At 60.7% G+C, this 24,155-nt stretch carries 19 protein-coding genes; 13 read left to right on the top strand and 6 right to left on the bottom strand.

The annotated features are described in order from the left end of the window. The first annotated feature begins 163 nt into the window (after window positions 1–163). From QA645_RS17260 to QA645_RS17245, 4 genes are all read left to right on the top strand, one after another. Window positions 164–1,552 carry a cytochrome ubiquinol oxidase subunit I gene (locus QA645_RS17260; protein ID WP_283051723.1) on the top strand — a complete coding sequence of 463 codons (1,389 nt, stop codon included), beginning with the start codon at window positions 164–166 and terminating at the stop codon, window positions 1,550–1,552. Next, complete coding sequence (locus QA645_RS17255; RefSeq protein WP_283051721.1) at window positions 1,549–2,556, top strand: cytochrome d ubiquinol oxidase subunit II; 1,008 nt, start codon at window positions 1,549–1,551, stop codon at window positions 2,554–2,556. The genes QA645_RS17260 and QA645_RS17255 overlap by 4 nt, the downstream gene beginning before the upstream one ends. A gap of 29 nt (window positions 2,557–2,585) precedes the next feature. Next, a complete protein-coding gene (locus tag QA645_RS17250; RefSeq protein ID WP_283051719.1) occupies window positions 2,586–3,737 on the top strand; it encodes an NADH:flavin oxidoreductase/NADH oxidase in 1,152 nt (383 codons plus the stop codon). Window positions 3,738–3,800: 63 nt separating this feature from the next. Continuing rightward, entirely contained in the window at window positions 3,801–4,109 is a 309-nt protein-coding gene (locus QA645_RS17245; RefSeq protein ID WP_283051716.1) for a UBP-type zinc finger domain-containing protein, read from the top strand. 1 nt (window position 4,110) lies between these two features. Here QA645_RS17245 and QA645_RS17240 read toward each other — a convergent pair whose 3' ends face one another. Further along, on the bottom strand, window positions 4,111–5,667 hold the full coding sequence (locus QA645_RS17240; protein WP_283051714.1) for a winged helix-turn-helix domain-containing protein: 1,557 nt from the start codon (window positions 5,665–5,667) through the stop codon (window positions 4,111–4,113). Window positions 5,668–5,880: 213 nt separating this feature from the next. Between QA645_RS17240 and QA645_RS17235 the strand changes: the two genes are divergently transcribed. Both QA645_RS17235 and QA645_RS17230 read left to right on the top strand, forming a co-directional pair. Beyond that, on the top strand, window positions 5,881–6,510 hold the full coding sequence (locus tag QA645_RS17235) for a response regulator (protein ID WP_283053238.1): 630 nt from the start codon (window positions 5,881–5,883) through the stop codon (window positions 6,508–6,510). Between the two features lie 42 nt (window positions 6,511–6,552). Next, window positions 6,553–6,906: a response regulator gene (locus QA645_RS17230; protein ID WP_283051712.1), complete on the top strand. Its 354-nt coding sequence runs from the start codon at window positions 6,553–6,555 to the stop codon at window positions 6,904–6,906. 22 nt (window positions 6,907–6,928) lie between these two features. On the opposite strand, the gene QA645_RS17225 is transcribed toward QA645_RS17230, so the two are convergent. The 4 genes from QA645_RS17225 to QA645_RS17210 form a co-directional block, all read right to left on the bottom strand. Beyond that, the gene (locus tag QA645_RS17225; protein WP_283051708.1) at window positions 6,929–12,463 is read right to left on the bottom strand and encodes an ATP-binding sensor histidine kinase; all 5,535 of its coding nucleotides are present in this window, start codon (window positions 12,461–12,463) and stop codon (window positions 6,929–6,931) included. 293 nt (window positions 12,464–12,756) lie between these two features. Beyond that, complete coding sequence (locus QA645_RS17220) at window positions 12,757–12,966, bottom strand: hypothetical protein (protein ID WP_349253183.1); 210 nt, start codon at window positions 12,964–12,966, stop codon at window positions 12,757–12,759. Further along, the gene (locus QA645_RS17215; protein ID WP_283053235.1) at window positions 12,963–13,187 is read right to left on the bottom strand and encodes a hypothetical protein; all 225 of its coding nucleotides are present in this window, start codon (window positions 13,185–13,187) and stop codon (window positions 12,963–12,965) included. Before QA645_RS17215 ends, QA645_RS17220 begins: the two co-directional genes overlap by 4 nt. Before the next feature lie 75 nt (window positions 13,188–13,262). Then, window positions 13,263–13,475, bottom strand: a complete 213-nt coding sequence (locus QA645_RS17210; RefSeq protein ID WP_283051706.1) for a hypothetical protein — start codon at window positions 13,473–13,475, stop codon at window positions 13,263–13,265. A gap of 784 nt (window positions 13,476–14,259) precedes the next feature. Here QA645_RS17210 and QA645_RS17205 point away from each other — a divergent pair. The 6 genes from QA645_RS17205 to QA645_RS17180 all read left to right on the top strand — a co-directional run bounded on the left by QA645_RS17205 (window position 14,260) and on the right by QA645_RS17180 (window position 21,152). Next, entirely contained in the window at window positions 14,260–15,441 is a 1,182-nt protein-coding gene (locus QA645_RS17205; RefSeq protein WP_283051704.1) for a PAS domain-containing sensor histidine kinase, read from the top strand. Next, window positions 15,438–15,893, top strand: coding sequence for a response regulator (locus QA645_RS17200; RefSeq protein ID WP_283051702.1), 456 nt, complete (start codon window positions 15,438–15,440; stop codon window positions 15,891–15,893). Before QA645_RS17205 ends, QA645_RS17200 begins: the two co-directional genes overlap by 4 nt. Next, window positions 15,890–18,310, top strand: a complete 2,421-nt coding sequence (locus QA645_RS17195) for a PAS domain S-box protein (RefSeq protein ID WP_283051701.1) — start codon at window positions 15,890–15,892, stop codon at window positions 18,308–18,310. Before QA645_RS17200 ends, QA645_RS17195 begins: the two co-directional genes overlap by 4 nt. 206 nt (window positions 18,311–18,516) lie before the next feature. Continuing rightward, the gene (locus tag QA645_RS17190; RefSeq protein ID WP_283051699.1) at window positions 18,517–20,079 is read left to right on the top strand and encodes a sensor histidine kinase; all 1,563 of its coding nucleotides are present in this window, start codon (window positions 18,517–18,519) and stop codon (window positions 20,077–20,079) included. Beyond that, window positions 20,076–20,465: a response regulator gene (locus tag QA645_RS17185; protein ID WP_283051697.1), complete on the top strand. Its 390-nt coding sequence runs from the start codon at window positions 20,076–20,078 to the stop codon at window positions 20,463–20,465. Before QA645_RS17190 ends, QA645_RS17185 begins: the two co-directional genes overlap by 4 nt. A 267-nt stretch (window positions 20,466–20,732) precedes the next feature. After that, window positions 20,733–21,152 carry a tautomerase family protein gene (locus QA645_RS17180; protein ID WP_283051695.1) on the top strand — a complete coding sequence of 140 codons (420 nt, stop codon included), beginning with the start codon at window positions 20,733–20,735 and terminating at the stop codon, window positions 21,150–21,152. A gap of 247 nt (window positions 21,153–21,399) precedes the next feature. Here QA645_RS17180 and QA645_RS17175 read toward each other — a convergent pair whose 3' ends face one another. Continuing rightward, on the bottom strand, window positions 21,400–22,095 hold the full coding sequence (locus QA645_RS17175) for an alpha/beta hydrolase (protein ID WP_283051693.1): 696 nt from the start codon (window positions 22,093–22,095) through the stop codon (window positions 21,400–21,402). Window positions 22,096–22,472: 377 nt separating this feature from the next. On the opposite strand from QA645_RS17175, the gene QA645_RS17170 reads away from it, so the two are divergent. Continuing rightward, complete coding sequence (locus QA645_RS17170) at window positions 22,473–24,095, top strand: inorganic phosphate transporter (protein WP_283051692.1); 1,623 nt, start codon at window positions 22,473–22,475, stop codon at window positions 24,093–24,095. Window positions 24,096–24,155 lie beyond the last annotated feature (60 nt).

Here is a 24,155-nt window from a genome sequence, read left to right as displayed (position 1 = left end):
TAAGGCTCTGCGGCCGCGATCGGCGCAAGATACGGCTCGATGCAGACAAATGGGGGCACGCTTTCACAATATTTGTTGGAGCCGATACGACACACTGAAGGATGTGCGGACAGCCCCCTCCTGCTCGCTGGAGCCGTCAAATGTCTGCCGATGGAGTGCGCCGATGGATCCTGTGATTCTTTCACGACTGCAATTTGCGTTTACGATCGGCTACCACATCCTGTGGCCGGCCTTTTCGATCGGGATCGCATGGTTCATCGTCACCTTGAATGCCTTGTGGCTCCGGACCGGCAAGCCGGCATACCACCAGCTCGCGACTTTCTGGACCAAGGTCTTTGCGCTCGCATTCGGGATGGGCGTCGTGACCGGCGTGGTCATCTCCTACGAAATCGGACTGAACTGGTCGCGATATGCCCGGGTCACGGCTGACGTCATCAGCCCGCTCCTGACGCTCGAAGTCCTGACGGCGTTTTTTCTCGAGGCCGGCTTTATCGGGATCATGTTGTTCGGCGAGAAGCGCGTCGGGAAATGGGTCCACTTCGCGGCGTCCGTGATCGTGGCAACCGGCACGGTCATCTCCGCCTTCTGGATCATCGCGGCGAACTCCTGGATGCAGACGCCGGTGGATTTCACCATGACCGGCGACGGCCGGTTCGTCACCACGGATTTCTGGGGCGTGGTTTTCAATCCCTCGATGCCGTACCGGCTCGCACATATGCTGCTCGCCAGCTTCATCACCGGGATTTTCGTCGTTGTCGGCGTGTCCGCGTTCTGGCTGCTGCGCGGCCGGGCGAAGGAGCAGGCGCCTGCCCGCGCGGCCTTCTCGCTCTGCCTCTGGATGGCAACGATTTTGGTACCGCTGCAAATCTTCGTGGGCGATCAACACGGGCTCAACACCCGTAAATTCCAGCCGATGAAGCTCGCAGCCATCGAAGCGCGATGGGAGACGGCGAAATCGGTGCCGCTGACGGCCATTGCCTGGCCCGACGAGAAGGCCGAGCGCAACGACTACGCCATCGAAATCCCCTGGTTGGGCAGCATCATTCTCACCCATTCGCTCAACGGCGAAGTCAAGGGCCTGAAAGAGGTCCCTGCGAGTGAGCGTCCGCCGGTCATTCCCGTCTTCTTCGCCTTCCGGATCATGGTTGGCTGCGGAATGCTGCTGCTCGGCCTCGCGTTGGTCTCTCTCTATCTCCGCTGGCGTCAGCAGCTGTTCGACACACATTGGTATCTCTACGCATGTCTGGTCGGTACACCGCTCGGCTTTGTCGCAACGCTCGCAGGCTGGACGGTGACGGAGGTGGGACGGCAACCTTACGTCGTCTACGGGCAGTTGCGAACGGCCGACGCGGTCTCCCCGATCGCCGGTGGGGCCGTATTCGGATCGCTTGCGGTCGCGCTGGTGCTCTACAATCTGCTGCTGCTCGGCTTCTTCTACTATGGCGGTCGGCTGGTGTGGCGCGGCTTCGAGACCGAGACACCAACAACGCCCGTCGGCCGGCCACTCGGCGCCATCCATGCAGCCATCGCAGCAGGAGAAGTGATCAAATGAGCATTCTGGGCAATCTCGATCTGCCGGTGGTGTTCGCCGTGTCTGCGGCCTTTGTCATCGCGCTTTATGTCATCCTGGATGGATTCGACCTCGGGGTCGGGATCCTCCTGCCGTTCGCGCCGCGCCCGGCCGACCGCGATATCATGATCCGAACGCTGGCACCGACCTGGGACGGCAACGAGACGTGGCTCGTGCTCGGCGCGATGGTGCTATGGACGGCCTTTCCCGGAGCCTTCGCAATTCTCATCCCGGCGTACTACGTGCCCCTCGCCTTGATGCTGTTTGGCCTCGTCTTGCGCGGCGTTTCGTTCGGTTTCCGCTCCCAGGGCGGACCGTTGCGGGTGCTATGGACGACTGCGTTCACTGCGGGCTCTGCGATCGCAGCTTTTTGCCAGGGCGCCATCCTGGGATCATTCATCGGCGGGACAATTCGCGTTGTCGACGGCCACTTTGCCGGCGGTCCGCTGGACTGGATCACGCCATTCTCGGTCGCAACCGGTCTCGGGCTCGCAGCCGGTTATGGCCTGCTCGGCGCATGCTGGTTGATATGGAAGACCGAGGGAACGACGCAGGCCTCCGGCCGCAGGTTCGCGCTCGTGACGCTTCTTCTTACGGGGGCCGCGATCGCATTGATCAGTCTGTGGACGCCGTTGAGCGTCCCTGCGATCGCCGACCGCTGGTTCACGCCCTCCCATTTGCTGTCGCTCTCGCCGCTTCCCCTCATCGCCGCGGCGGCGTGGGTCGGCGCTTTGCGGTCGTTGTCCGGACCGCGCGATTGGATGCCGTTTCTCTGCGCGATATTGCTGTTCCTCGCCTCGCTGGGCGGCCTCGGCGCGAGTGTCTGGCCCTACGCCATTCCGGGCGTCATGAACATCTGGGACGCAGCATCCGAACAGCGCACCCAGGTGATCTCGTTCTTCGCGATCGCTGGAATTGTCCCGATCATCCTGGCTTATGTCGGCTTCAGCTACTGGACGTTTCGGGGAAAGGTCGGCGCCTCCTGAGCGAGGAAAGACAACGGAGGACAATCGCCATGACGCATCGGCCTGCCATCTTCGAACCCATACGGGTCGGTCCGCTCGAATTATCCAACCGGATCATTATCGCGCCGATGTGCCAGTATTCGGCAGAGCACGGCTGCATGACCGACTGGCACCTGATCCATTTGGGGCACCTTTCGCTCTCCGGCGCGGCTTTGCTCACGATCGAGGCCACGGCGGTGCTGCCGGATGGCCGCATCACGTGGGCCGATGTCGGCCTCTATGACGACAAGACGGAAATCGCGATGGGCTCGACGATCGATCGTATCCGACGCTGGTCGGGCATTCCCATCGGCATTCAATTGAACCACGCAGGCCGCAAGGCGTCCACCGAGGTGCCGTGGATCGGCGGAGCCCAGATCGCACCTGGCGCGCCGGATGGCTGGCAGACGGATGCACCTTCAGCCATACCTTATGCCGCAGGCCAGGTGTCTCCGCGGATGCTCGATCGCGATGGACTGCGAGCCATACGCGATGCGTTCGCAGCAACGGCCAAACGCGCCCGGCGCATCGGCGTCGATCTGATCCAGCTTCACTGCGCCCACGGCTACCTCCTGCATCAATTCCTGTCACCGCTCTCCAACCGGCGCGACGATCGGTACGGCGGATCGCTGGAAAACCGCATGCGTTTTCCGCTTGAAGTCTTCGAGGCTGTGCGCGAGGCCGTGCCGGACAGGCCGGTCACCGTCCGTATCTCCGGCACCGATTGGGTCGACGAAGGGTGGGACATCGAACAGACCTGCTCCTTCGCAGCGAAGCTGGAGCGTGCCGGCTGCGATGCAGTCCACATTTCGAGCGGCGGTCTCGACCCCGGTCAGAAGATTCCGGTGGGACCAAGCTATCAGGTGCCCCTGGCTCGCGCCGTCAAGGCCAGCGTGGGAATTCCGGTCGTCGCGGTCGGGCTGATTACGGGATTCGATCAAGCCGAGGCGATCGTGGCGACCCGCGAAGCCGACATGATCGCGCTGGCGCGCACCATGCTCTACGATCCGCGATGGCCCTGGCACGCCGCAGCTGAACTGGGTGCTCAGGTCCAGGCCCCCAACCAATATCTCCGGTCGCAGCCTCGGCGGTTCAGGGATCTCCTGGTCGGGAGCAGCCCGAAGATATCCGGCCGCCCCTCCCTTGCCGATCGACGTCTGTAAGGTCATACAAGGTCAGTTGCGAGCTCGCACAAGCCCACTATTTCGTTGGCATGGAGGTGCCTGGTGTCTGCTTCCTGTTCCCATCAGAACCAGATAAGGACCGTGACACCCAGCGCACGAGGCTGCGAGGAATGTCTGAAGACCGGAAGCTGGTGGGTCCACCTACGTGTCTGCCGTTCCTGCGGACATGTCGGGTGTTGCGATCAATCGCCCGGCAAGCACGCGACCAGGCATTTTGAGGCTACGGAGCATCCCATCATCGAGGGTTACGATCCGCCGGAAGGTTGGGGCTGGTGCTTTCTCGACGAGACGTTCATCGAGCTCGACCATCCCACGCCACAACTCGGTCCGATCCCGCGTTTCGTGCCGTGACTTAGCAAGACAACGCTCGCGCCGGGCGTTGCAGCGAACAAGCGACACTCGCGGCATAGGCCCGCGTGGTCTCGAGCAAACGAAACATCGGCGCTTCGCTTGCCGTCTCGACGGCGAGAAACGACTTGTCCAGGAGGCTGTAGAACACGTCGGAGGGGCTCCTGCAGGCGCTGCCAGTACAGCTTGCTATGGCGCGTTCGGCCGTAAACGAGCCGCGCAACGCGGCGAGGCGCACCAGCATCCGCTGCTCTTCCTCCGAGAGCAGGCCGTAACTCCAGTCGAACGCAGCTGCCAGGGTTCGATGCCTGGGCAACGCGGTCCGGCGGCCTCTCGTGAGGATGGAAAAACAGTCATCGAGGCGGGCGGCAATCTCGCGGAGACCGAGTTCCGCGACCCGCGCGGCAGCAAACTCCAGCGCAAGCGGTATGCCGTCGAGCCTTCGGCATATCTCCGCGATCTTGGGCAGATCCCGCCGGCAGGGTTCGAATCGCGTCGATGATCTGACACGATCGATGAACAAGGTCACCGCTGAAAACTTCGCGAGATCTTTCTCTTCGATCTCCTCCCCCTCCGCCGGAAATGTAAGCGATGGCAGGCTATGACTCCATTCTCCAGTGGCACGGAGCGCCTCTCGACTGGTGACGAGCAGCCTCAGATTGGAGCAATGACTGAGCAATCTCTCCGCAAGCACCGCGACGGGCTCTACGATGTGCTCGCATGTATCGAGTATCAAGAGCGTCTCGTTCCCGCCAAGATGCTTGCACAGCGACTCCAGCACGTCGTGCTCCGCCGACACGTGCAAGACTTCCAATATGGCCTGAGCCGCGCCCGCGCCGTCGGTGACGCTCGAAAAATCAACAAAGCTGATGTCCCCCTGGAACTTCTGCGCGTACAGCTTCGCCGTTGCGATCGCAACCGTCGTCTTGCCGATACCGCCCGGCCCCGTGACGGTTACAAGTCGATTTTGGTCTAGAGCATTTTCGATGATCTGAATTGCATCGTCCCGCCCCACAATCGTGTTGGCGAGAATCGGCAGCGCCGGATGCTTGGCGACTCTGGAGCCGGCCGGCACGCCTCCGTTTGCTTGATAGCGGACGGGCAGAACGAAACAATAGCCGCGATTCGGCACGGTATTGATGGCACCGTTCGCTTCGTCCCATTGCGACAGGATCTTTCTCAGGATGTTCATCTGCACGCGAACGTTGGCCTCCTCGACCGTAACATTCGGCCACACCAGACGCATCAGATCGCCGAAGCTCACGACATTCCCGGCCCGCGACACCAGCAACGACAGCAGATCCAGTGCCCGCCCGCCAATCGCAATGCGCTCACCGTCATGCAGGAGCGCCCGCCGCCTGGGATACAATCGAAGCCCCGCGAATTCGTAGCATTCCTCCGACATCATCCCGGCCCCAAACACGGACACGCCGTCGACGAGGGGAGCGACGCCGCTCGCAACCCCGATTTCCGCTCCGGACGCGAGCGGCTTGCGCTCGTCCTGATCCATAATGGCTGGGATTGATCGGACTGCGGCAATGCCGCTGAGGCGCGTGTTCATCAAAGTTTCTCCTTGCTTTTGCGAGCAGAGCGTCAGAACACTTGGCCGTGGTGACCGGCAGTATGATGCCGGCAATGTCTCCGGCCAACATCGCAAGGGTCTCTAAGACCCACACCTTGGTATGGTCGCGTGTTGGCGACGCCGCACCTTCGTTTAGTGCGGCCCGACGCAACTTGTGGTATTGAGTTCAATCTGCCACTGCACGGCATGCGTATGGCTCAACCATCCGACGACAGACCTATCGTGCACGTCATCGATGACGACGATTCAGTGCGCTTGATGCTTGACAGCCTGTTACGGTCGGTCGGACTAAGCGTACGCAGCTACAGCAACACGCAGGAATTTCTGAAGGCGATCCGCTCAGAAGGACTTGGCTGCATCGTTCTCGACATTCGCCTTCCTGGAATCAACGGACTGGACTTCCAGGAGCAGCTTCAGGAGATCGGGGTCGGACTGCCCGTCGTGCTGATGACCGGGCACGGAGACATTCCAATGTCCGTGCGAGGCATGAAAGCCGGCGCGGTCGATTTCCTGGCCAAGCCGTTCCGGGATCAGGACATGATCGATGCGGTGACCGCGGCAATCAACCGGGATCGCGCTCGTCGAACCAACGAGGGCTGGGCCGTTGCAGCAGAAAATCGATTTGCCACCCTTTCGGCGCGCGAGCGCGAGGTGATGCTGCTGGTCACGTCCGGAAAATTGAACAAGCAGATCGCGGGAGAACTCGGCCTAAGCGAAATCACCATCAAGATGCATCGCGGTGCCGTGATGCGCAAAATGGAAGCTCATTCCCTTCCGGATCTGGTTCGAATGGCGGATACGCTCAAAAACAGGACGCGCTGACAAAGATTCAGCACTTCACTCATGCTGGGCAGGCGGCGAGAGATGATATCCATAGTTGATGACGACGACGCCGTGCGGGAGATGTTGGTCTCGTTGACACGATCACTTGGATACGATGCCACAGGCTTCGCGTCCGCCGAGGAGCTTCTTGCATCTGCCGCCCTCGACACGTTTTCCTGCGTGATTACGGACATACATATGCCGGGAATGAGCGGCTTTGAACTTCAGGAGCAGCTTCGTCAATGCGATGAACCGATCCCGATCATCATGATAACGGCTCGCACCGAACCTGATCTCGAGAGACGGGCTATCTCCGGCGGGGCAATAGGCTTACTCCGCAAGCCACTTGATATCGAAATGCTGGTCTCCTTCATCGAGAAGGCATTGGGGAGCTGACGCCCAATCCAATCGGAACTCTTCAGGCTACGATGCTGTCATCGAATTGCGGGACGGTAAAATGAAAAGCGGCGCCATGCGGACGCTCCGCCGTTGCCCATATCTTTCCTCCGTGGGTCTCCACGATCGAGCGGCAAATCGATAGTCCCATTCCCATGCCACCCGGTTTGGTCGTGTAGAACGGATCAAAGAGCCGCTCGAGCTCATCGGCGCTGATACCTGTCCCCGAATCCCGCACGGATACGAGCACTCCGCGAGATCCGTTCACCTCGGTGCTGATGAACAGTTCGCGCCGGACTTCGATGTTACTGAGAGAGTGCACCGCGTTGACAATCAAGTTCAGGATGACCTGCTGCAGCTGAATCCGGTCAGCCCCGACCGACGGCAACCCTTCCGCAAACTGCGTCTGTACCGAGATGTTGTTCTTCGCTGCTTCGGCACGTGTCAGTCCAATCACCTCGTCGATCGCTTCGTTGATGTCGACCCGGTCCATCCGCAGCGGCGCCTTCTTGACCAGATTCCGAGTTCGGTCGATCACATTGCCGACACGACGACCGTCCTTGGCGATCCTTTCGAGCAATTGACGAACCTCCCCCAGATCCGGCGGCTCGTGATCCAGCCAGCGCAGCGACGCCCCGGCATTGCCGATCATCGCGGTGATGGGCTGGTTGACCTCATGCGCGATCGAGGCGGTCAGCTGCCCCATGGTTGCGACCCGGTTCGCGTGCGCAAGCTCCATCTGGGTCTCGCGATAGCGCCGCTCGCTTTCGCGCGCCTCCGATTCCGCCCGCCTGCGTTCGGTCAGGTCGAGAACGAAAGAGACACCCTGGTTGTCAATCTGGGAAAGACGCGCCGCACCGATCAGGACCGGGACGCGACTGCCGTCCTTCCGAAAATACTCCCTCTCATATGGCTTTATTGTCCCAGTCTTCTTTAGAGTTTCGAGCGCCTCGGCAGACCGGCCACGCCATTGCGGCGGCGTCAACTCAATCCAGTTCAGATCGCCACGCACGAAATCATCTCGATCGAAACCGAGCATGCGGAGAAACGTATCATTGGCCTCGACAATACCGCCTTCGAAATCCCAGATGATGATCCCAATGATGTTGGCGTCCACCAAGTGCCGGATCTTTGCTTCTCGTTCCTGAAGATCGCCATAGAGACGCGCATTCTCCAGGGAGATCGCCGCCTGTGACGTAAGCAGCTTCAGTACGGCGATCCGGGTCGGCGCGAAGACCCGAGGGATCAGATTGTTCTCGAGGTAGAGCACGCCAATGAGCTTGGCCTGATTGATCAGGGGCAGGCAGAGAATGGAGCGGGCCTGATGCTGTCGCACGTAGGCATCCCCCGAGAATAGGCCTTCTGCCGCGGCGTCGTCGAGAATGATGCTTTCTTGCGTGCGCAGGACGTGATGAAGGATCGCTTCGGGCAGCGTTTCGATCGTGACGGGACCATTGCACAGATCGACCACGACCATGTCGGCGTCGACCGTCGCCTGGGCCACAATTCGCGGCTCGTCCCCACGCAAGAGGATCAGCAGTCCGCGCGCGGCCCCCGCGTGCTCCATTGCGGCGCGCATAAGCGTGTCGATCAGTTTATCCAGGATGACCCCGCTGGACACGGCTTGTGAGACTTTGATGACGGTTGCGATATCCAAGTGGGCGATCGTCTCCTCGATCGTGCTCGATGGCCCGGACGGCTGCTTCTCTTCCCTGAGGTATGGATAGAGCTGCTCGAGCTGCCGCACCTTGCCGTCGGCGCCCCAAACGGCATATCCGTCGCGGGCGTCCCGCAGGTAAACACGAGCAATCTTGTCGAAACCGTGCATCGCGTAGAAGCGACCGGCGATCTCGTTGGCGAGCGCTTCGCTATGCACCAGTCCGCCGGTTCGGGCCGAACGTATGGCCTGCTCGTAAAGCCGTTCGGCGTCGAACTGCCGCCCTTCGAGGCGAGCGATCTCGCCGGCGATCAGCGCAGCACTGCTCTCAAAGTTTTCCGGGCAATTCTTCGCCCACTCATGCAGGCAACGATGATGAGCCGCCAGGGCCTCAAGGTGCTTGGCACGCGCGGCGGCGGATGCCGTGTCACAATGTGCAGCGCGCGCGAGCGCTGAAAAGAGATGGTAATCGACCAATTCGAAATAATAGGACGATGTCCAGAGATGGCGCTCGGCGTTTGCGGCAGCTTCCAGCGCGGCATCATATGCCCCGGCGAAAAAGCGGGCCTGCAGCTTGCGATTCCAATACCGGCACGCAGCGGTCGCGAGTTGCGGCACGTCCAAGCGCTGCTCAAACTGAGCTTCATCGAACTCGTTATCGTTGAACGAGGTGAAGTCGGGGGTCAGGCCGCGCAGGGTGCGGATGATTCTCAGCTGCGCGGTGATACGGTCAATAACGGGGCCAAAATGGGTCTGACGCGCACAGTCGAGCCCGGCTTCGGCCTCGCGCTGAACTTCAGCGAGCGGCTCTCCGGTGGCAAGAAGACTTGTGGTCAGGTTCTCGCAGCTGAATGCAACAAAGGTGAGATCGCCGTTTCGGTTGGCGGCATCGAAGCCGCGCCGGACCAATGGTCGGCCGGTGCGGATCGGTTTCGTCCAGGGAATGACGCGGTGCCCGAAGATGACGCAAACCCGAGCCTCGAAGCGACGCAGCCCGCGCTGCTCGACCAAGTCCAGGCCGAGCTTGCCGAAGCGGAATCCAGCCTGGTAATCGCCAAAATGCGGCCCAAGGATTGCACCAAGCCAGGCGTAGGCAAAGCAAGATCCGTCACTATTGCCACGCTCCAGGCTGATATTTGTCATCCGGCAGATCACGAGACAATGCAGGTTCTCGTCGGTAAACAGCGCGGCCGTTACGACCGTTGCAAGGACGTCCATGGTCGCGCGGCAACCGGGATCGGCCATTGCCGGCAAATCGACAAGGTCTTCGATCGAGCGACGCCCGATCTGGTGCCAAAGGCGCTCATATTCGCGTTGGATCTCGTCCTTGGTGGGGTGCGCCGACCACTCGATGCCGACCCGCCGTAGATAGTCGAGGCAGACCTCAATGGCGCGGTCGTTCTGGCCGACCGTCAGCAGGAGCTCCTGTCGCAGCCGGGTAACGGCGGCAAAATCGACGAGCGGGCCGGCACAGCGAGATAGCATCGCCAACCGCGCGTCAGCCGCCACTAACGCGCCTGTGAGGAATTCGCACTCGGCAGTCTGGAACTCGAGGGCAAAGGTAAGCGCGTTGCACCGGTCCCAGCAATCGTCGGGCAGCAGAGCGCGCCCGGCAGTGAGATAGGTCAGCGCCGAAGCATAGGCTGTCGATTGTTTCGCGCGCTGACCCGCGATGAGGTTCAGCTCGGCGACCTGCTCCCGCTCCTCGATCGAGCTGATCAGTGCCGTGCCACGGTTCAGATGGTTTGCAATTTCAAAAATCGCTTCCTCTCGCTTGTACGGCGGCGTGTGCGCCACCAGCAGTCTGCCGATCGCCAGATGCTGGACCGCCCTCTCCTCTTTTGAGCTGAGAGCATACGCCGCCTCCTGAACCCGATCGTGCAGGAACCGGTAGGTCCCCTCCTGCCGCAACACCAGCTCCGCTCGCACGGCGGCCCACAAAGCAGCGTGAAGTTCTTCCTCGCTCCGGCCGTGGACCAACGCCAGGGTGCTTATCGGCGCGCTGTTGCCCAGACAGGCCAACCGCTGCATGGTCTCTCGGGTCTCGGCCGGCAGGCTGCACAGCTTGCCCAGCATGAGGTCCACCACATTGTCGGTGTAGCCCTTCGCGTGGATTTTTTGGAGATCCCAGGTCCACCGCGCCGTATCCTGGTCGAGCGTAAGGAGTTCCTGCTCGGCGAGCGCCGTAAGAAACTGGATGATGAAGAAGGGATTGCCGCCGGTCTTCTCATGCACCAGACGGGACAGTGGGCCGGCGCGGGCCGGCTCACATTGCAGCGCGTCAACGATGAGCTGGCCCACATCATCAAGTCTGAGTGGGGCGAGAACGATTTCCTGCAATCGCCCGCCGGCGTCGCGGATTGCCGCGAGCCGTCGCATCAAGGGATGTACTGGGGTCACCTCATTGTCGCGATACGCGCCAACCAGGAGAAGGTGGCGCAACTCCGGCTGGGTTACCAGATGCTCGAGCAGGTCGAGCGTGGCCGCGTCGAGCCATTGCAGATCGTCGAGAAATAGCGCCAGTGGATGTTCCGGACGGGCAAACACGCCGAGCAACCGGCGGAACACCAGCTGAAAGCGGCGCTGCGCGTCCTGGGGCGGCAGCTCCGGTACCGGCGGCTGCGGGCCGATGAGCGGCTCAAGCTCGGGGATCAGTGTCACCATAAGCTGGCCGTTTGCACCTAGCGCCTCCCGAAGCGCTTCGCGCCAGGGCGTCAGTTCGGCATCACTCTTTCCAAGCAGCGGACGGATCAGACTCTGCAAGGCCTGCGCCAGCGGCACATAAGGGATTTCGCGCTTGTATTGGTCGAACTTCCCAGCAGCAAACGACCCATGGGGCGGCACCAGCGCACGGTGCAGCTCATGCACCACCGACGACTTGCCTATGCCGGAATAGCCGGACACGAGGACCATTTCCGGTCCGCCCCCGCCCACCACGCGTTCAAAGGCGGCGAGCAGGGTCTCGATCTCGCGTACCCGACCGTACAGCTTCTCCGGGATCAAAAGGCGATCAGGCGCATCGTGCTGCCCGAGCACAAATGGGGCGATGCGCGCGAGCCGCTCCCAATCAGCAAGGCAGCGTCGCAGATCACGCTCCAGGCTGGCAGCGGTCTGATAACGCTCCTCCGAGGTCTTCGCGAGCAGCTTCATGATGATTTCGGAAACCGGAGCGGGAACACTCTCCAGTCGTTCGTTCGGCGGCAGCGGCTTTCTGGCGATATGGCAATGAACCCATTCCATCGGATCGGCCGCAGTGAACGGCAGCGAGCCCGTGAGCATCTGGTAGAGCGTGACCCCAAGCGCATAGAGATCGCTGCGGGAATCGATCGAGCGATTGATTCGCCCGGTCTGTTCGGGCGCCATATAGGCAAGTGTGCCCGCAACGAGCTCGGGAGGCCCAGGCTTCTGCCGCTCACGCGGCAGCCGCGAGGCGATACCGAACCCCGTAAGCCGGACCCGTCCGTCCGTGCAGTTCACCAAGATATTGGCCGGCTTGATGTCCTTATGGACGAAGCCGATCTTGTGGGCGCTGCCGACTGATCCAGCGATACCTATGGCGAGGTGCAGAAAGCTCTCGATCTCCATTGGCGCACCGATCAAGTGCTCCAGCGGCTCGCCTCCTGGATCTTCAAGAAGCAATACGGTCCGACCGTTTTCATGAAGCAAGTCTAACGGACACGCGGCCCACGCGCGATCGAGTTCATCCTTGCATGCAAATTCATGGGCAAGGCGATCGAGAATTCCTGGATGAGGATGCTCCGAGGCGGGCCGCACTGCCAGAGCAGCAACCGGGCCGCTGTCGGAGGCGTTATGCCATTCCCGGCAGAAGACACGTTCGCCGTCTCTCCACGCAACGTGGAATCTGCCATTCGCGATTCCGGCAAAGCGAACTGCATCCATGTCAGCGACGGTTCACATCGGTTCGGTCGCGAATGACGCAGCAACGAGGTCAGCGCCGGTGCGACCCTAGGCAAGATAACCCATGGTACTACCGCCGATACCGACGCGTCCTGCAGAATTTTCGTGAACCCGCGCGCAACTCTCGTCGGGCAGGGCAGGAAACCGTGCGAAATGGCAATATGAGTGCGGCCGGTCCCGGGAGGGAAGAACCGGCCGCGACAGGCCGCGGCGAAGGGACGGGCGCCGAGGCCAAGGGGTGCAAGCGTCGCCTGCCCTTTCCCAGGGGCGGCCTCTCAAGCTCCTCTGCTACCCTGTCTGCCGATCACGCAGCGCCACGCCGCCAGGCGCTCCGCCGGATGTTGCTTCATCCAGTCGGCCAGCTGCGGAACGCCCATCAGGCATGACTGCACCGAGATGTCAGCCAAATCCGAGGTGGTGACAGTCTGCTCGTAGCAATTTGCCGGCGAGGACAGGCTACAGAGCACGGCGATAATCATGATCACGGGACGCTCCCCTCGCCCCGACGGGGGTCGGCGGCGCTTGTTGGCACATAGCCGCCCTGCGCCATGTCATCCTGTGTGCCGGGAGGGCCTGCCGGCGGGAAGATGCGATCACAGATCGCGCGGGCCTCTTGGATCAGGCGGGCGCGCTCGCGCTCCGGCTTCGAGACAAACCGGACAACCGCCTCCCTGCTCGCTCCAGATGCGCTCTGAATTCGGCGCATGTGCCTGCGGTGCTGGTCAAATTGAATGATCTCGCTCATGCTCGCTCCGCGTCAGCCATTCAACGATCGTCGTAACTACCACTCGCTCGCCGATGCGGTGGCCGTCTCGCGCGCCAATGCCTTGGCCGCATCGACTTGCGAGGCTCTCTCGGCTCGGCGTTCGTAATCGTCGGCGAGAGCCTTCAACTGTCCCGCGATGACCTCGTCGGTCATGGTTTGCGCTGCGCGTACCAGTGTGCGCGCCGTCTGCAGATACTGCTTGCCGCGCTGCGAAAGCTGAATGGTCATGGCACCCTCGTTCGAGGCTCTGGCAGTCCACCCAGACCCATCTGGATAGCGCTCAGCCAATTGCGATCACTTTCCCGGCGAGACCTGAAGCGATCGACGCACGCCTTCGTACAAAGCGGCGTTCGCCAGGAGTAATAACGGACAAGGCCGAACCTGCCGTTGCACACTGCACATCGCGTAGCTGCGCCATGTACCGGACGTTCCAAGCAACTTGCCATAGTTGCCTCCTGTGGTTTGTCGCAAGGGCTCGCCGAGCTTGCTTCCTTGACATCCACACGCAACGAACCCATGCGCTCCGATGCATGCAAGCTAGGACAACCAAGACAAATCTCAATTGAACCTAGGTAACCAATCAGCATCCAAAAGGCGCGACGACCCCACACGAAGGTCTGTACGACTTCATCCGGAAGCGTAACCTTCGACGCTCGCCGTCGTGCGAATTCGAAATTTGGCACTGTGGGCACTCGGGCAGATCGGCACGGACGAGCCGCAGTCGAGGACAGCCCGCGCTCGAGTGAATCGCGGCCTGCCGACCGGCTGAGCTTGGCAGCAAGTGAGACGCTCTATGCGGCCGAAAGCGAACCTGTTATGCTCAATTTGAGTGTTTATCCAATCCCAGCGGTCACTCGCCGCTACGAGCCGATCGCAGCCGTTGCAACGCGAGCTCGCTACGCTGGCAGTTGAGCAGCCGTCGAAGCACCTCAAGGAACCTTCACTCGCCGTAAAAGCTGCTAGACTGAACCGAATTGCCCAACACTGCACGGGGGTGCGTTGGAGTAAGCGCATGGCGTATTGGGATAGCGAATTTCAGCGAGTCCGATCGCCGATCCTGCGTTACGGATTCTCAGTCTTTTCGGTGATAGCCGCGACGGCGGTCGCGGTCGCGGTTCAAGACTTCCAGTTCCGTGATGTAGAGCTCCCGCTTCTGGTCCTCGTCATCGGCCTTGTCACCTGGTACGCGGGACCCGGGCCTGCCGTGGTCGCCGTTCTGCTCTCCACGGCGGTGTTCAACTATCTCTTCGTCGAACCGCTTTACACGTTCTACGTTTCCGCGCGTGAGATTCCCTACTTTCTACTTTTCGTGCTTTCGGCGATCATCGTTACCTCCTTCAGCATTGTCCGACGCCGCATCGAGGACAACCTCCGTCACGCGCGCGATCAGCTTGAAGACGAACTCCAGCAGCGTCAGCGGCGCGATGCTGAAATTAGCAAGCTCAACCACGAGCTCACACTGCGCGCCGCGGAGCTCGTCACCGCCAACAAAGAACTCGAATCGTTTGCCTACTCCGTGTCGCATGACTTGCGGGCACCGCTCCGCCATCTCGTCGGCTATTCGGAGCTGCTGCAGAAGCACGCATCGAGCTCGCTGGACGACAAGGGTCGTCGATATGTGCAGACCATTCTCGATTCAGCCAAACGAATGGGTAACCTGATCGATGATCTGTTGGCATTTTCCAGGATCGGGCGTGCTGAAACCAGGACCACGGCAGTCGATCTGCAGCAGCTGGCCGCAGATGTTGTTTCCGAGATTGGAGCGCAGGCGAAAGGACAGGACATTTCCTGGAAGATCGGCACACTTCCGGTCTGCCATGGAGACCGTCCCCTCCTCAGGCTTGTTCTCGTGAACCTGCTCTCCAATGCGGTCAAGTTCTCCAGCACGCGCAATCCGGCCCAAGTCGAGATCGGCGCCGCGGATGGCCCCGAAGGCAAGACGGAAATCTTCGTGAGAGACAACGGCGTTGGTTTCGACATGCGGTATGTCGACAAGCTGTTCGGCGTATTTCAGCGGCTGCATCGGGCCGACGAGTTCGAGGGCACCGGGATCGGATTGGCAACGGTTCAACGCATCGTTCATCGCCATGGCGGAACGGTGCGAGCCGAAGCGAGCCTGGATCAGGGAGCCACATTCTACTTTTCATTACCCAAAGCCAGCCCTGCCGCGGAAAGGACGGCGAACATGCCATGATTGAATTCGGACGCATTCTAGTCGTTGAGGACGATCCAAGGGATGTTGAGCTCACTCTTACAGCCCTTGACGAGTACAAGCTCGCGAACGAAGTCGTCGTTGTCCGCGACGGCCAGGAGGCCCTCGACTATCTGTATTGCCGCAAACAATTCGCCTCCCGTCCCGTTGAGAGCCCGGCCGTCATTCTGCTCGACCTGAAACTGCCGAAGGTGAATGGTTTGGAAGTCCTGCAACAGATCAGGTCGGACGAACGGCTCAAGATGATTCCCGTGGTCGTCCTGACGTCGTCCCACGAAGAAAGGGACATGGTGACCAGTTACAAGCTCGGGGTAAACGCCTATGTCGTGAAGCCGGTCGACTTTCACGAGTTTGTCAACGCCGTCAAGGAGCTGGGCATGTTCTGGGCGGTCATCAATCAGCCGCCCCCAGGAAGCGCAAAGAAGGTTCTATGAATTCGCTCGTCCGGATCCTTTTGCTGGAAGATGACTCGAATGATGCCGGGCTCATCGCGGAGATCCTTGAAGCCAATGATTTCACCTGTCGCATCCGGCGCGTTCAAGATCGCGTCGAATTTCTGGCGGCCCTTGAAGATGGCGCATTCGATCTGATCCTCTCGGATCACAGGCTTCCGTCGTTCGACGGCCTCTCGGCACTGCATCTGGCACTGAAGGCCCGCCCGGATATTCCGTTCATCTTTGTGTCCGGGACTCTTGGCGAAGAGGCCGCCATCGAAGCTCTCAAGGTCGGGGCCACTGACTACGTTCTCAAGGCCCGACTGGCCCGCCTCGTGCCCGCCGTCCGGCGCGCATTGGGCGAGGCGCACGATCGCGCCGCACGCAAGCGGGCCGAGGGCGCGTTGCGTCAAACGGAAACGGAGCTTCGCGATGTCATCGAGGCGATACCCGCGATCGCGTTTACCGCCCATCCCGATGGCAGCAGTATCTGGACCAACCGACAATGGGTGGAGTTTTCAGGGCTGTCCGTGCAGGAGACTTCTGGATCGAGTTGGCAATCCGCGATTCATCCCGACGACCTCGCTGAATACGCCGCCAAATGGCGTCATGCGATCGCAAGCGGCGCGCCGTTTGAGAACGAGGAACGGCATCGCAGCGCCAAGGGCGAATACCGCTGGTTCCTGGCGCGCGCAGTGCCGCTGCGCGATGACCGCGGCACAATTCTTAAATGGTACGGCACACTAACAGACATTACAGATCGCAAGCGCGCGGAGGATCGCCTCATCGTGCAGCACACGATCGGTCAGATGCTGGCGGAAGCGACCACGATCGACGAGGTCGGTCCGAGAATATTGCAGACGGTGGGCGATTATCTCGGCTGGGACCTCGGCGCGCTCTGGCGCATTGATCGGGAGGCCAGGGCGCTGCGCTGCGTCGAGCTTTGGCATAGGCCGTCAATAGACGTCCCTGAGTTTGCAAGAATCAGCCGGAATCTCGCCTTCGCTTCGGGCCAAGGACTGCCGGGCAGAGTGTGGTCCAGCCTTCAGCCTGAATATATCTCCGACGTCACCTCGGATGCGAACTTTCTGCGCGGGCCCATCGCCCGACGAGAGGGTCTGCACGCCGCGTTTGGCTTCCCCGTCCTGCTCGGAGGCGATCTCCTTGGCGTGATCGAATTCTTCAGCCGCGAGATCAGGCCACCCGATCAGGAACTGCTGAAGATGCTGGCCACCGTCGGCAGCCAGATCGGGCAATTCGTCGAACGCAAACGCGCGGAAGCTGAACTACGCGAATCCGAACAGAATTATCGCATGTTGTTCGAATCGATCGATGAGGGTTTTTGCACGATTGAAGTCTTGTTCGACCAGGACGAAAGACCGATCGACTATCGTTTCCTGCAAATCAGCCCGTCGTTCGAACGTCAGACGGGGATCGAGAATGCTGCCGGCAGACGGATGCGCGAAATCGCGCCGCAGCATGAGGAACATTGGTTCGAGATTTACGGCAGAATCGCCCTGACGGGGGCGCCGATGCGATTCGAAAACGAAGCAATGCAACTCGGACGCTGGTATGACGTCTACGCCTTCCGGGTCGATGGTCCCGACAGCAGGCGCGTCGGAATCCTCTTCAACGACATCACCGAGCGCAAGCGGGCGGAGGCCGAAGCGCGAGACAGCGAACGCCGCTATCGCGAAGTTCAGGCGCAGCTGACGCATGCGAGCCGGGTCGCTACGATCGGTCAGCTGATGACCTCGATTGCCCATGAAACCAAACAACCGATCGCCGCGGCCGTCGGCAACGCGCAGGCCGGATTGAACTGGCTTGATGCGCAGCCGCCGAATTGGGAGGAAGCCCGGCAAGCGCTTCGTTGCATCGTCAGGGACGGCAGGCGAGCGGCCGACGTCATCGACCGCATCCGGTCCCTCATCAAGAAGGCGCCGGCGCAGAAGGAGGACCTGGAGATCAACGAGGTGGTCCGCGAGGTCATGGCCCTGACCCGCACCGAGGTTTCGGAAAACGGTGTTGCGCTGGGCGCGGCGCTCGCGGAAGGCTTGCCGGTCGTCCGGGCCGATCGGGTCCAACTCCAGCAAGTGATCCTCAACCTGATCATCAACGCCGTTGAGGCAATGCGCGACGTTCGCAGGGAAGAGCGCGACTTGCTCATCAGCACCCGCAGCGAAGCGGACGGCATCAGCGTCGAAGTGCGGGATTCAGGGCCGGGCTTCGCACCGGGGGAGCTCGAGCGCCTGTTTGAGGCTTTCTACACGACAAAATCCAGTGGCTTGGGACTTGGGCTATCGATCTGCCAGTCGATCGTTGAAGCCCATGGCGGACGATTGTGGGCCGGTCCCAATCTTCCGCGTGGCGCCATTTTCAGTTTCACTGCGCCTGCCGGTCGGACCACTCCATCGTGAGCCCCGGAGCGCTTGCCATCCCCGGTCGAACAAGCGCTCGCCGTCCTTCCAGGCAAGGTGGGTGCCACCATTGACGGCGATTTACCTGCTTTTACGCCCCAACTCAGAGGATGCCGGCTAAGTTATGGAGTGCTTCAGCCTGCGTCGACGTCGGGCCAGCCGGAATGTTGTGAACGCCGACGCGGCAGGTACATCCGATCGACGGCATGTTCCGGTTCCGCGACACGACGCGAGGGAGTTGCACATTTGGTTTCCTCCCGGAAAGCGAGCTACTCGCAGGCGAGAGTTTGCCGATGCTTGGCCTAGAACCCAACTCGGCTTACGTGGAACATGGACCGCAACAGCCGCCTCCCGCTTCGCTCGAACTGCAGCTTCGCGAAGCGCTCGAGCGTGAAGCTGCGACTGCCGAGATACTGAGGGTGATCGCGGGCTCGCCTGCCGGATTCGGTCCCATCTTCGCTGCGATCGCGGAAAGATCCAATAAGCTCGTCAACGGGCTGTCCACAGCGGTCCTGCAATTGATCGAAGACCGATTGCACCTTGCCGCGTTCACTCGGCGGAGCGAGGTGGCAGATGCGACTCTCAACAATCTATTCCCCTTGAGGCTCGAAGACGTCGATTGGTATGCGACGACAATCCGGGAGACACGGCCAGTTCAGATCGAGGATTGCGAATTGGGGTTCGCAGGCCACCCGGGCTTGTTGGATCTCTCGCGCAAGCGAGGTTTTCGAAGCGTCGCTTTGATCCCGCTCTTCGGCCATACCGGCAGCATCGGCATCATCAGTGTGACCCGCGCGGAAACCGGCACGTTCAGGGAAGAGCACATACGGCTGTTGCGGACGTTCGCTGATCAGGCGGTCATTGCGATCGAGAATGCCCGGCTATTCAACGAAGTGCAGGCCAGAACCACCGAACTTGCGCAATCTCTGGAGGAGCTGCGGGTGGCCCAGGATCGCCTCGTGCAGACGGAAAAGCTCGCCTCCCTCGGTCAACTCACTGCAGGCATTGCCCACGAGATCAAGAATCCGCTCAATTTCGTCAACAATTTCTCGGCCTTATCGGTCGAGCTGTCGGACGAGCTCGACGATCTCCTGCAGCCAGAGACTGTCGCCGAGGAGATCCGTTCGAAAGTCAGCGAATTGACGCGTCTTCTCAGGGACAATCTGGAGAAGGTTGTCCAGCACGGCGAGCGAGCCGATTCCATCGTCAAAAGCATGCTGCAGCATTCCCGCGCGCACTCGGGCGAGCACCGATCAGCCGACATCAATGCGCTGCTCGAAGAGAGTCTCAACCTGGCCTATCATGGCGCACGCGCCGAAAATTCGGCCTTCGACATCACGTTGCATCGTGAATTCGATCCCGAGGCTGGAATGAAGGACCTCTGCCCTCAGGAGATCACGCGTGTGCTGCTCAACCTGATCTCGAACGGCTTCTACGCCGCGACCAAGCGAAAGGAGACGGCCGGCGAAGGTTTCAGGCCGATCCTGAGCGCCCGCACCAGAGGCGTGCGCGATGGGGTCGAGATCAGCATTCGCGACAACGGCGCGGGCATCCCCCCGGAGGTCAAGGAGAAGATCTTCAACCCCTTCTTCACGACCAAACCGGCGGGCGAAGGAACGGGGCTTGGGCTTTCGATCTGTCACGACATCATCGTGAAGCAGTACGGAGGCCGCCTTGATGTCGCAACCGAGCCGGGCGTATTCACCGAGTTCACCATCACGCTGCCGCGCATCGCGGTGGCTCGCACTCACAAGGAAGAGCGCAATTGACCGTCTATATCCTGGTCGTGGATGACGAGCCCGACATCGAAACCCTGTTCCGCCAGCGCTTCCGGCACGATCTGCGTTCCGAGCGCTTTCACATGGAGTTCGCAACATCGGCTCCGGCAGCCCTCAAGCGTGTTGCGGAGATCCGCGACGCCTCGCTGATCCTCATCCTGTCGGACATCAACATGCCCGGGATGAGCGGGCTTGAGCTGCTGCCGGTCATGCGCGCGGCCCGCCCCGATGTGCCGGTTATCATGATCACCGCCTACGGCGATGCTGATACGCACAGGAGAGCGATCGAACACGGTGCAGAGGGTCTACTGACCAAGCCGATCGACTTCGGACTGTTGCGGAAGGAGATCGACACACGGCTCGAGCACGCGACATGAAGGCGGCCAGCATGGCACCGCCAGGATCGAGCGCAGACAAGGACGGCGCTCACCCCTCGCTGGCCATCGACTACTCTAGCCAACGAGGTGCCATCGCCCGGGCCTTTGCAACGTTTTATCTCGATATACAACGTTCTCTCGCGAGACTGGACTATAAGAGTTTCCTCTAACTTCTGCGCCCTCTCGTCAGCCGCGCTTCGCTACACTCTCGGACCATAGCTTAGCTCGGTTGTCAGAAGGCGCTTGATCGAAGAGCAGGAGAATTGCATGCCCAAGATGTTCGTTCACGCCCCCAGTGGTGTTTTCACGGCCGAGGCTCGCGCCAGCGTCGCTGCCGAACTGACTGACCTCGGAATGGCGTGCGAGCGCCTTGACGACACGCCGGCAATCCGATCGGGTGTTTGGGTGCTCTTCGCCGAACACGAGCCTGGCAGCATCTTCAGCGGTGGAAGAGCCGCGTCGCACCCGGTGATCGTCCTGCTGGTCAACGCAATCAAGGGAGGCCTCGACGATCCCGCCAGGAAGCGGCTCATTGAGGAGGGTACTGCGATCCTCGGCAAACACGCTGCGATCGGCGAAGGCAGGGTGCCGGCATATGTCGCGATCCAGGAGATCCCGGAGATCAATTGGGGGATGTACGGGAAGCAGGTCGATCTCTCATCGATGCGCGCCCCAGCGACCGCCTGACGGCGCATGGGTCTTCGCGGCGAAAGGAGATGGAGTCAAATTCCCCCATGTCGACCACGACAGTTGCCCGGCGCACTCGCGTCACCGCAGCGGGTCATGAGCGGGCCTCGCCCGTTCGACCGTCGATGGTCAGCAAAGGGCCAATAACTGACTTTCACGAGCAGGAACGAACTCATGCTTCCTCAACGGCGACGTTGAGGAAGCACGGACGCCAAGAGCGACGCCAAGAGCAAGGGCTTCGCCGTTACTATGCGGCCTGTCGCTGGATGTTGCGGGCGGCGTCCCGAATAACCTCGTACACCCGCCGAGGCTGAGAAAGCATCGGCACGTGACTTGTTGCAAGTTCCGTAACCTTGGCGTTCATGCGCTTGGCCAGGAAGCGCTCCAACTCGGGCTGTATGGTCCGATCCTCAGTACCGACGATGTAGGACGTCGGCTTGAGCTTCCAGGCGGCACCCGGAACGGGTTGACCAAAGAGATCGGCCAGCGGCGCCATTTGCGTAGCCCAAACCAGTTGCTGCTCGGCCTCCGGCAGGTCGCCTGCAAACTCGGGAACTCCGGATGGACGAAGCCATATGCGCCCGTCTGTCACGTCGATGTGCTGGAAAATGGGCGTGGCCGGGTACTTGTTTTGGTCGACAAGCGTTGTGTCGCCGTCCTCCGGTGCAAACGCACAGATATAAACGAGCGCTGCTACACGGCTGTCGGTCCCAGCCGCCGTGATGACGGTGCCACCGTATGAATGACCGACGAGAACGACAGGGCCGCTGGCGCGGTCAAACGAGGTCCGTACTGCGGCCGCGTCGTCAGCAACGGTGTTGAGATGGTTTTGCGTCGAGATCACTTGAAAGCCATCGGCCAAGAGCAGCGGGATCACTTTGCTGTAACATGACCCATCAGCCCAAAGGCCGTGTGCGAAAACGATGGTGGGCTTGTCGGACATCTCTGACCTCCGAATGTTGACGAGACGGCGCGTAGCCAGGACCCTACCCTGTCCGCATCGGCGGTCCGCGCTAAGAGAAATAAAACGTCGTAAATCGTGGAACGCGACGTCAATCCCGCAGATCAGTGCCGCGACCAATCACGTTGCTGAATTAAGCCCGGTGTCTTGGATAATGCCAAGATTGGACACCGACAGAAGCTGACGCTCTACAGCCTGTTCAGGAGTCGCCAGCGGTTGTCGGCAATTGGATCGCCTCCCCGTGACGAGCAGACCGTCACGCACTTGTCATATATATGTCATGTAAACGTAGTTTTTTTGTCACCTTGAGAAGCGCTGCATGCCCGATTGATTTCATAGCCAATTTCAAGGGGTTAGCAATGAGCGATATCACTTTACCCGGTTCGATCGAGCCCGCCCTCCGCAAAGGCCCCGATCTTGAGAAAGGCTTTCACCCGCTGACGGGCATCATTTACTTAGGGGTGATCGCCGCCGCACTGCTGTTCGTGGCTTACAGCATTTATGCAGACGTCGACGCTACCGGCGCGGGAAAGACGTCCTACTTTGCCTTTCTGCTTCTATTCGTGGCGTTGCTGATCGCGCTCGCGTTCGAATTCGTCAATGGATTTCACGATACTGCCAACGCCGTTGCCACTGTCATTTACACGCGCTCGATGCCAGCCCACGTGGCCGTGGTCTGGTCCGGCATCTTCAACTTGATCGGCGTGCTGCTATCGAGCGGCGCGGTCGCCTTCGGTATCGTCTCATTGCTGCCGGTGGAACTGATACTGCAAGTCGGCAGCAGCGCGGGCTTCGCAATGGTGTTCGCGCTCTTGATAGCCGCCATCATCTGGAACGTGGGCACCTGGTATTTCGGGTTGCCGGCATCGAGTTCGCACACCCTGATCGGATCAATTATGGGTGTCGGTATCGCCAACGCGCTCATGCGCGGCCGCGATGGGACCTCAGGCGTGGACTGGTCGCAGGCCGTCAATATCGCCAAAGCACTGCTGCTATCGCCGCTGTTCGGCTTCGCGCTCGCGGCAGTACTGCTCTATGTCCTTAAAGGAGCATTGCTGCGCGTAACGCCAGCGCTATTTGGAGAACCCCAGGGCGATCAGCCACCTCCGGCGTGGATCCGGGGCATCTTGATTCTGACCTGCACGCTGGTCAGCTTCTTCCACGGCTCCAACGACGGGCAAAAGGGCATGGGCCTGATCATGCTCATCCTGATCGGAACGGTGCCGACGGCTTATGCGCTCAACCGCTCAATGCCCGCAAGTCAGATCGAACGGTTTGCCGCCAACTCTGTCGCTGCAAGCCAAGTCATCGAGAGCAAGGCCGCTGGCCGCCGCGTGACGGACAATCCTCGGCCAGCAGTGACCAGCTATATTGCATTGCGCCAGATCGACGACGCCACCTTCCCGTCGCTGGCAGTCCTGGTGCGCGAAATCAACGATCAAGTCGCGCAATACGGCTCCCTGGCGAAGTTTCCGGCTGACGCCGTCGGCAACACTCGCAACGATATGTACCTGGTTTCAGAAGCTCTGCGTCTGCTCATGAAGAGTAACGAGCATGGGTTCAGCGGCGCCGAAGTCGCCACCCTCAACAGCTACAAGGCGTCGCTGGACAGCGCGACAAAATTCATCCCTACATGGGTGAAGATCGCGGTTGCGATCGCGCTCGGCCTCGGAACGATGGTCGGCTGGAAGCGTATCGTCGTGACGGTTGGTGAGAAGATTGGCAAGACGCATTTGACTTACGCGCAAGGAGCGTGTGCCGAAATCACAGCGGCTGCCACGATTGCAGCGGCCGATGGCTATGGCTTGCCGGTGTCGACAACGCATGTGTTATCTAGCGGCATCGCCGGCACAATGACGGCGAATGGATCGGGTTTGCAATGGTCGACGATCCGCAACATCGCGATGGCTTGGGTGTTGACATTGCCGGTGGCCATGTTGATCTCCGGTTCGCTCTACTTCTTATTCTCCCATATCTTTTAACGGCTCGAGGCGGAAGAAGGATTTGAGCTGCTTTCTTCAGTCAATAGAGGAGCGATCCGA

It is taken from the genome of Bradyrhizobium sp. CIAT3101 (genome assembly GCF_029714945.1).
Classification (GTDB): Bacteria; Pseudomonadota; Alphaproteobacteria; order Rhizobiales; family Xanthobacteraceae; genus Bradyrhizobium.
This window is presented reverse-complemented; position numbering and strand designations above follow the sequence as displayed.

Bases quoted from the DNA above. Each gene is read 5' to 3' on its own strand.
- QA645_RS17260 (WP_283051723.1), top strand. From the start codon at position 164: ATGGATCCTGTGATTCTTTCACGACTGCAATTTGCGTTTACGATCGGC.
- QA645_RS17255 (WP_283051721.1), top strand. From the start codon at position 1,549: ATGAGCATTCTGGGCAATCTCGATCTGCCGGTGGTGTTCGCCGTGTCT.
- QA645_RS17250 (WP_283051719.1), top strand. From the start codon at position 2,586: ATGACGCATCGGCCTGCCATCTTCGAACCCATACGGGTCGGTCCGCTC.
- QA645_RS17240 (WP_283051714.1), bottom strand. From the start codon at position 5,667: ATGAACACGCGCCTCAGCGGCATTGCCGCAGTCCGATCAATCCCAGCC.
- QA645_RS17235 (WP_283053238.1), top strand. From the start codon at position 5,881: ATGGCTCAACCATCCGACGACAGACCTATCGTGCACGTCATCGATGAC.
- QA645_RS17230 (WP_283051712.1), top strand. From the start codon at position 6,553: ATGATATCCATAGTTGATGACGACGACGCCGTGCGGGAGATGTTGGTC.
- QA645_RS17225 (WP_283051708.1), bottom strand. From the start codon at position 12,463: ATGGATGCAGTTCGCTTTGCCGGAATCGCGAATGGCAGATTCCACGTT.
- QA645_RS17215 (WP_283053235.1), bottom strand. From the start codon at position 13,187: ATGCGCCGAATTCAGAGCGCATCTGGAGCGAGCAGGGAGGCGGTTGTC.
- QA645_RS17210 (WP_283051706.1), bottom strand. From the start codon at position 13,475: ATGACCATTCAGCTTTCGCAGCGCGGCAAGCAGTATCTGCAGACGGCG.
- QA645_RS17205 (WP_283051704.1), top strand. From the start codon at position 14,260: ATGGCGTATTGGGATAGCGAATTTCAGCGAGTCCGATCGCCGATCCTG.
- QA645_RS17200 (WP_283051702.1), top strand. From the start codon at position 15,438: ATGATTGAATTCGGACGCATTCTAGTCGTTGAGGACGATCCAAGGGAT.
- QA645_RS17195 (WP_283051701.1), top strand. From the start codon at position 15,890: ATGAATTCGCTCGTCCGGATCCTTTTGCTGGAAGATGACTCGAATGAT.
- QA645_RS17190 (WP_283051699.1), top strand. From the start codon at position 18,517: ATGTTCCGGTTCCGCGACACGACGCGAGGGAGTTGCACATTTGGTTTC.
- QA645_RS17180 (WP_283051695.1), top strand. From the start codon at position 20,733: ATGCCCAAGATGTTCGTTCACGCCCCCAGTGGTGTTTTCACGGCCGAG.
- QA645_RS17175 (WP_283051693.1), bottom strand. From the start codon at position 22,095: ATGTCCGACAAGCCCACCATCGTTTTCGCACACGGCCTTTGGGCTGAT.
- QA645_RS17170 (WP_283051692.1), top strand. From the start codon at position 22,473: ATGAGCGATATCACTTTACCCGGTTCGATCGAGCCCGCCCTCCGCAAA.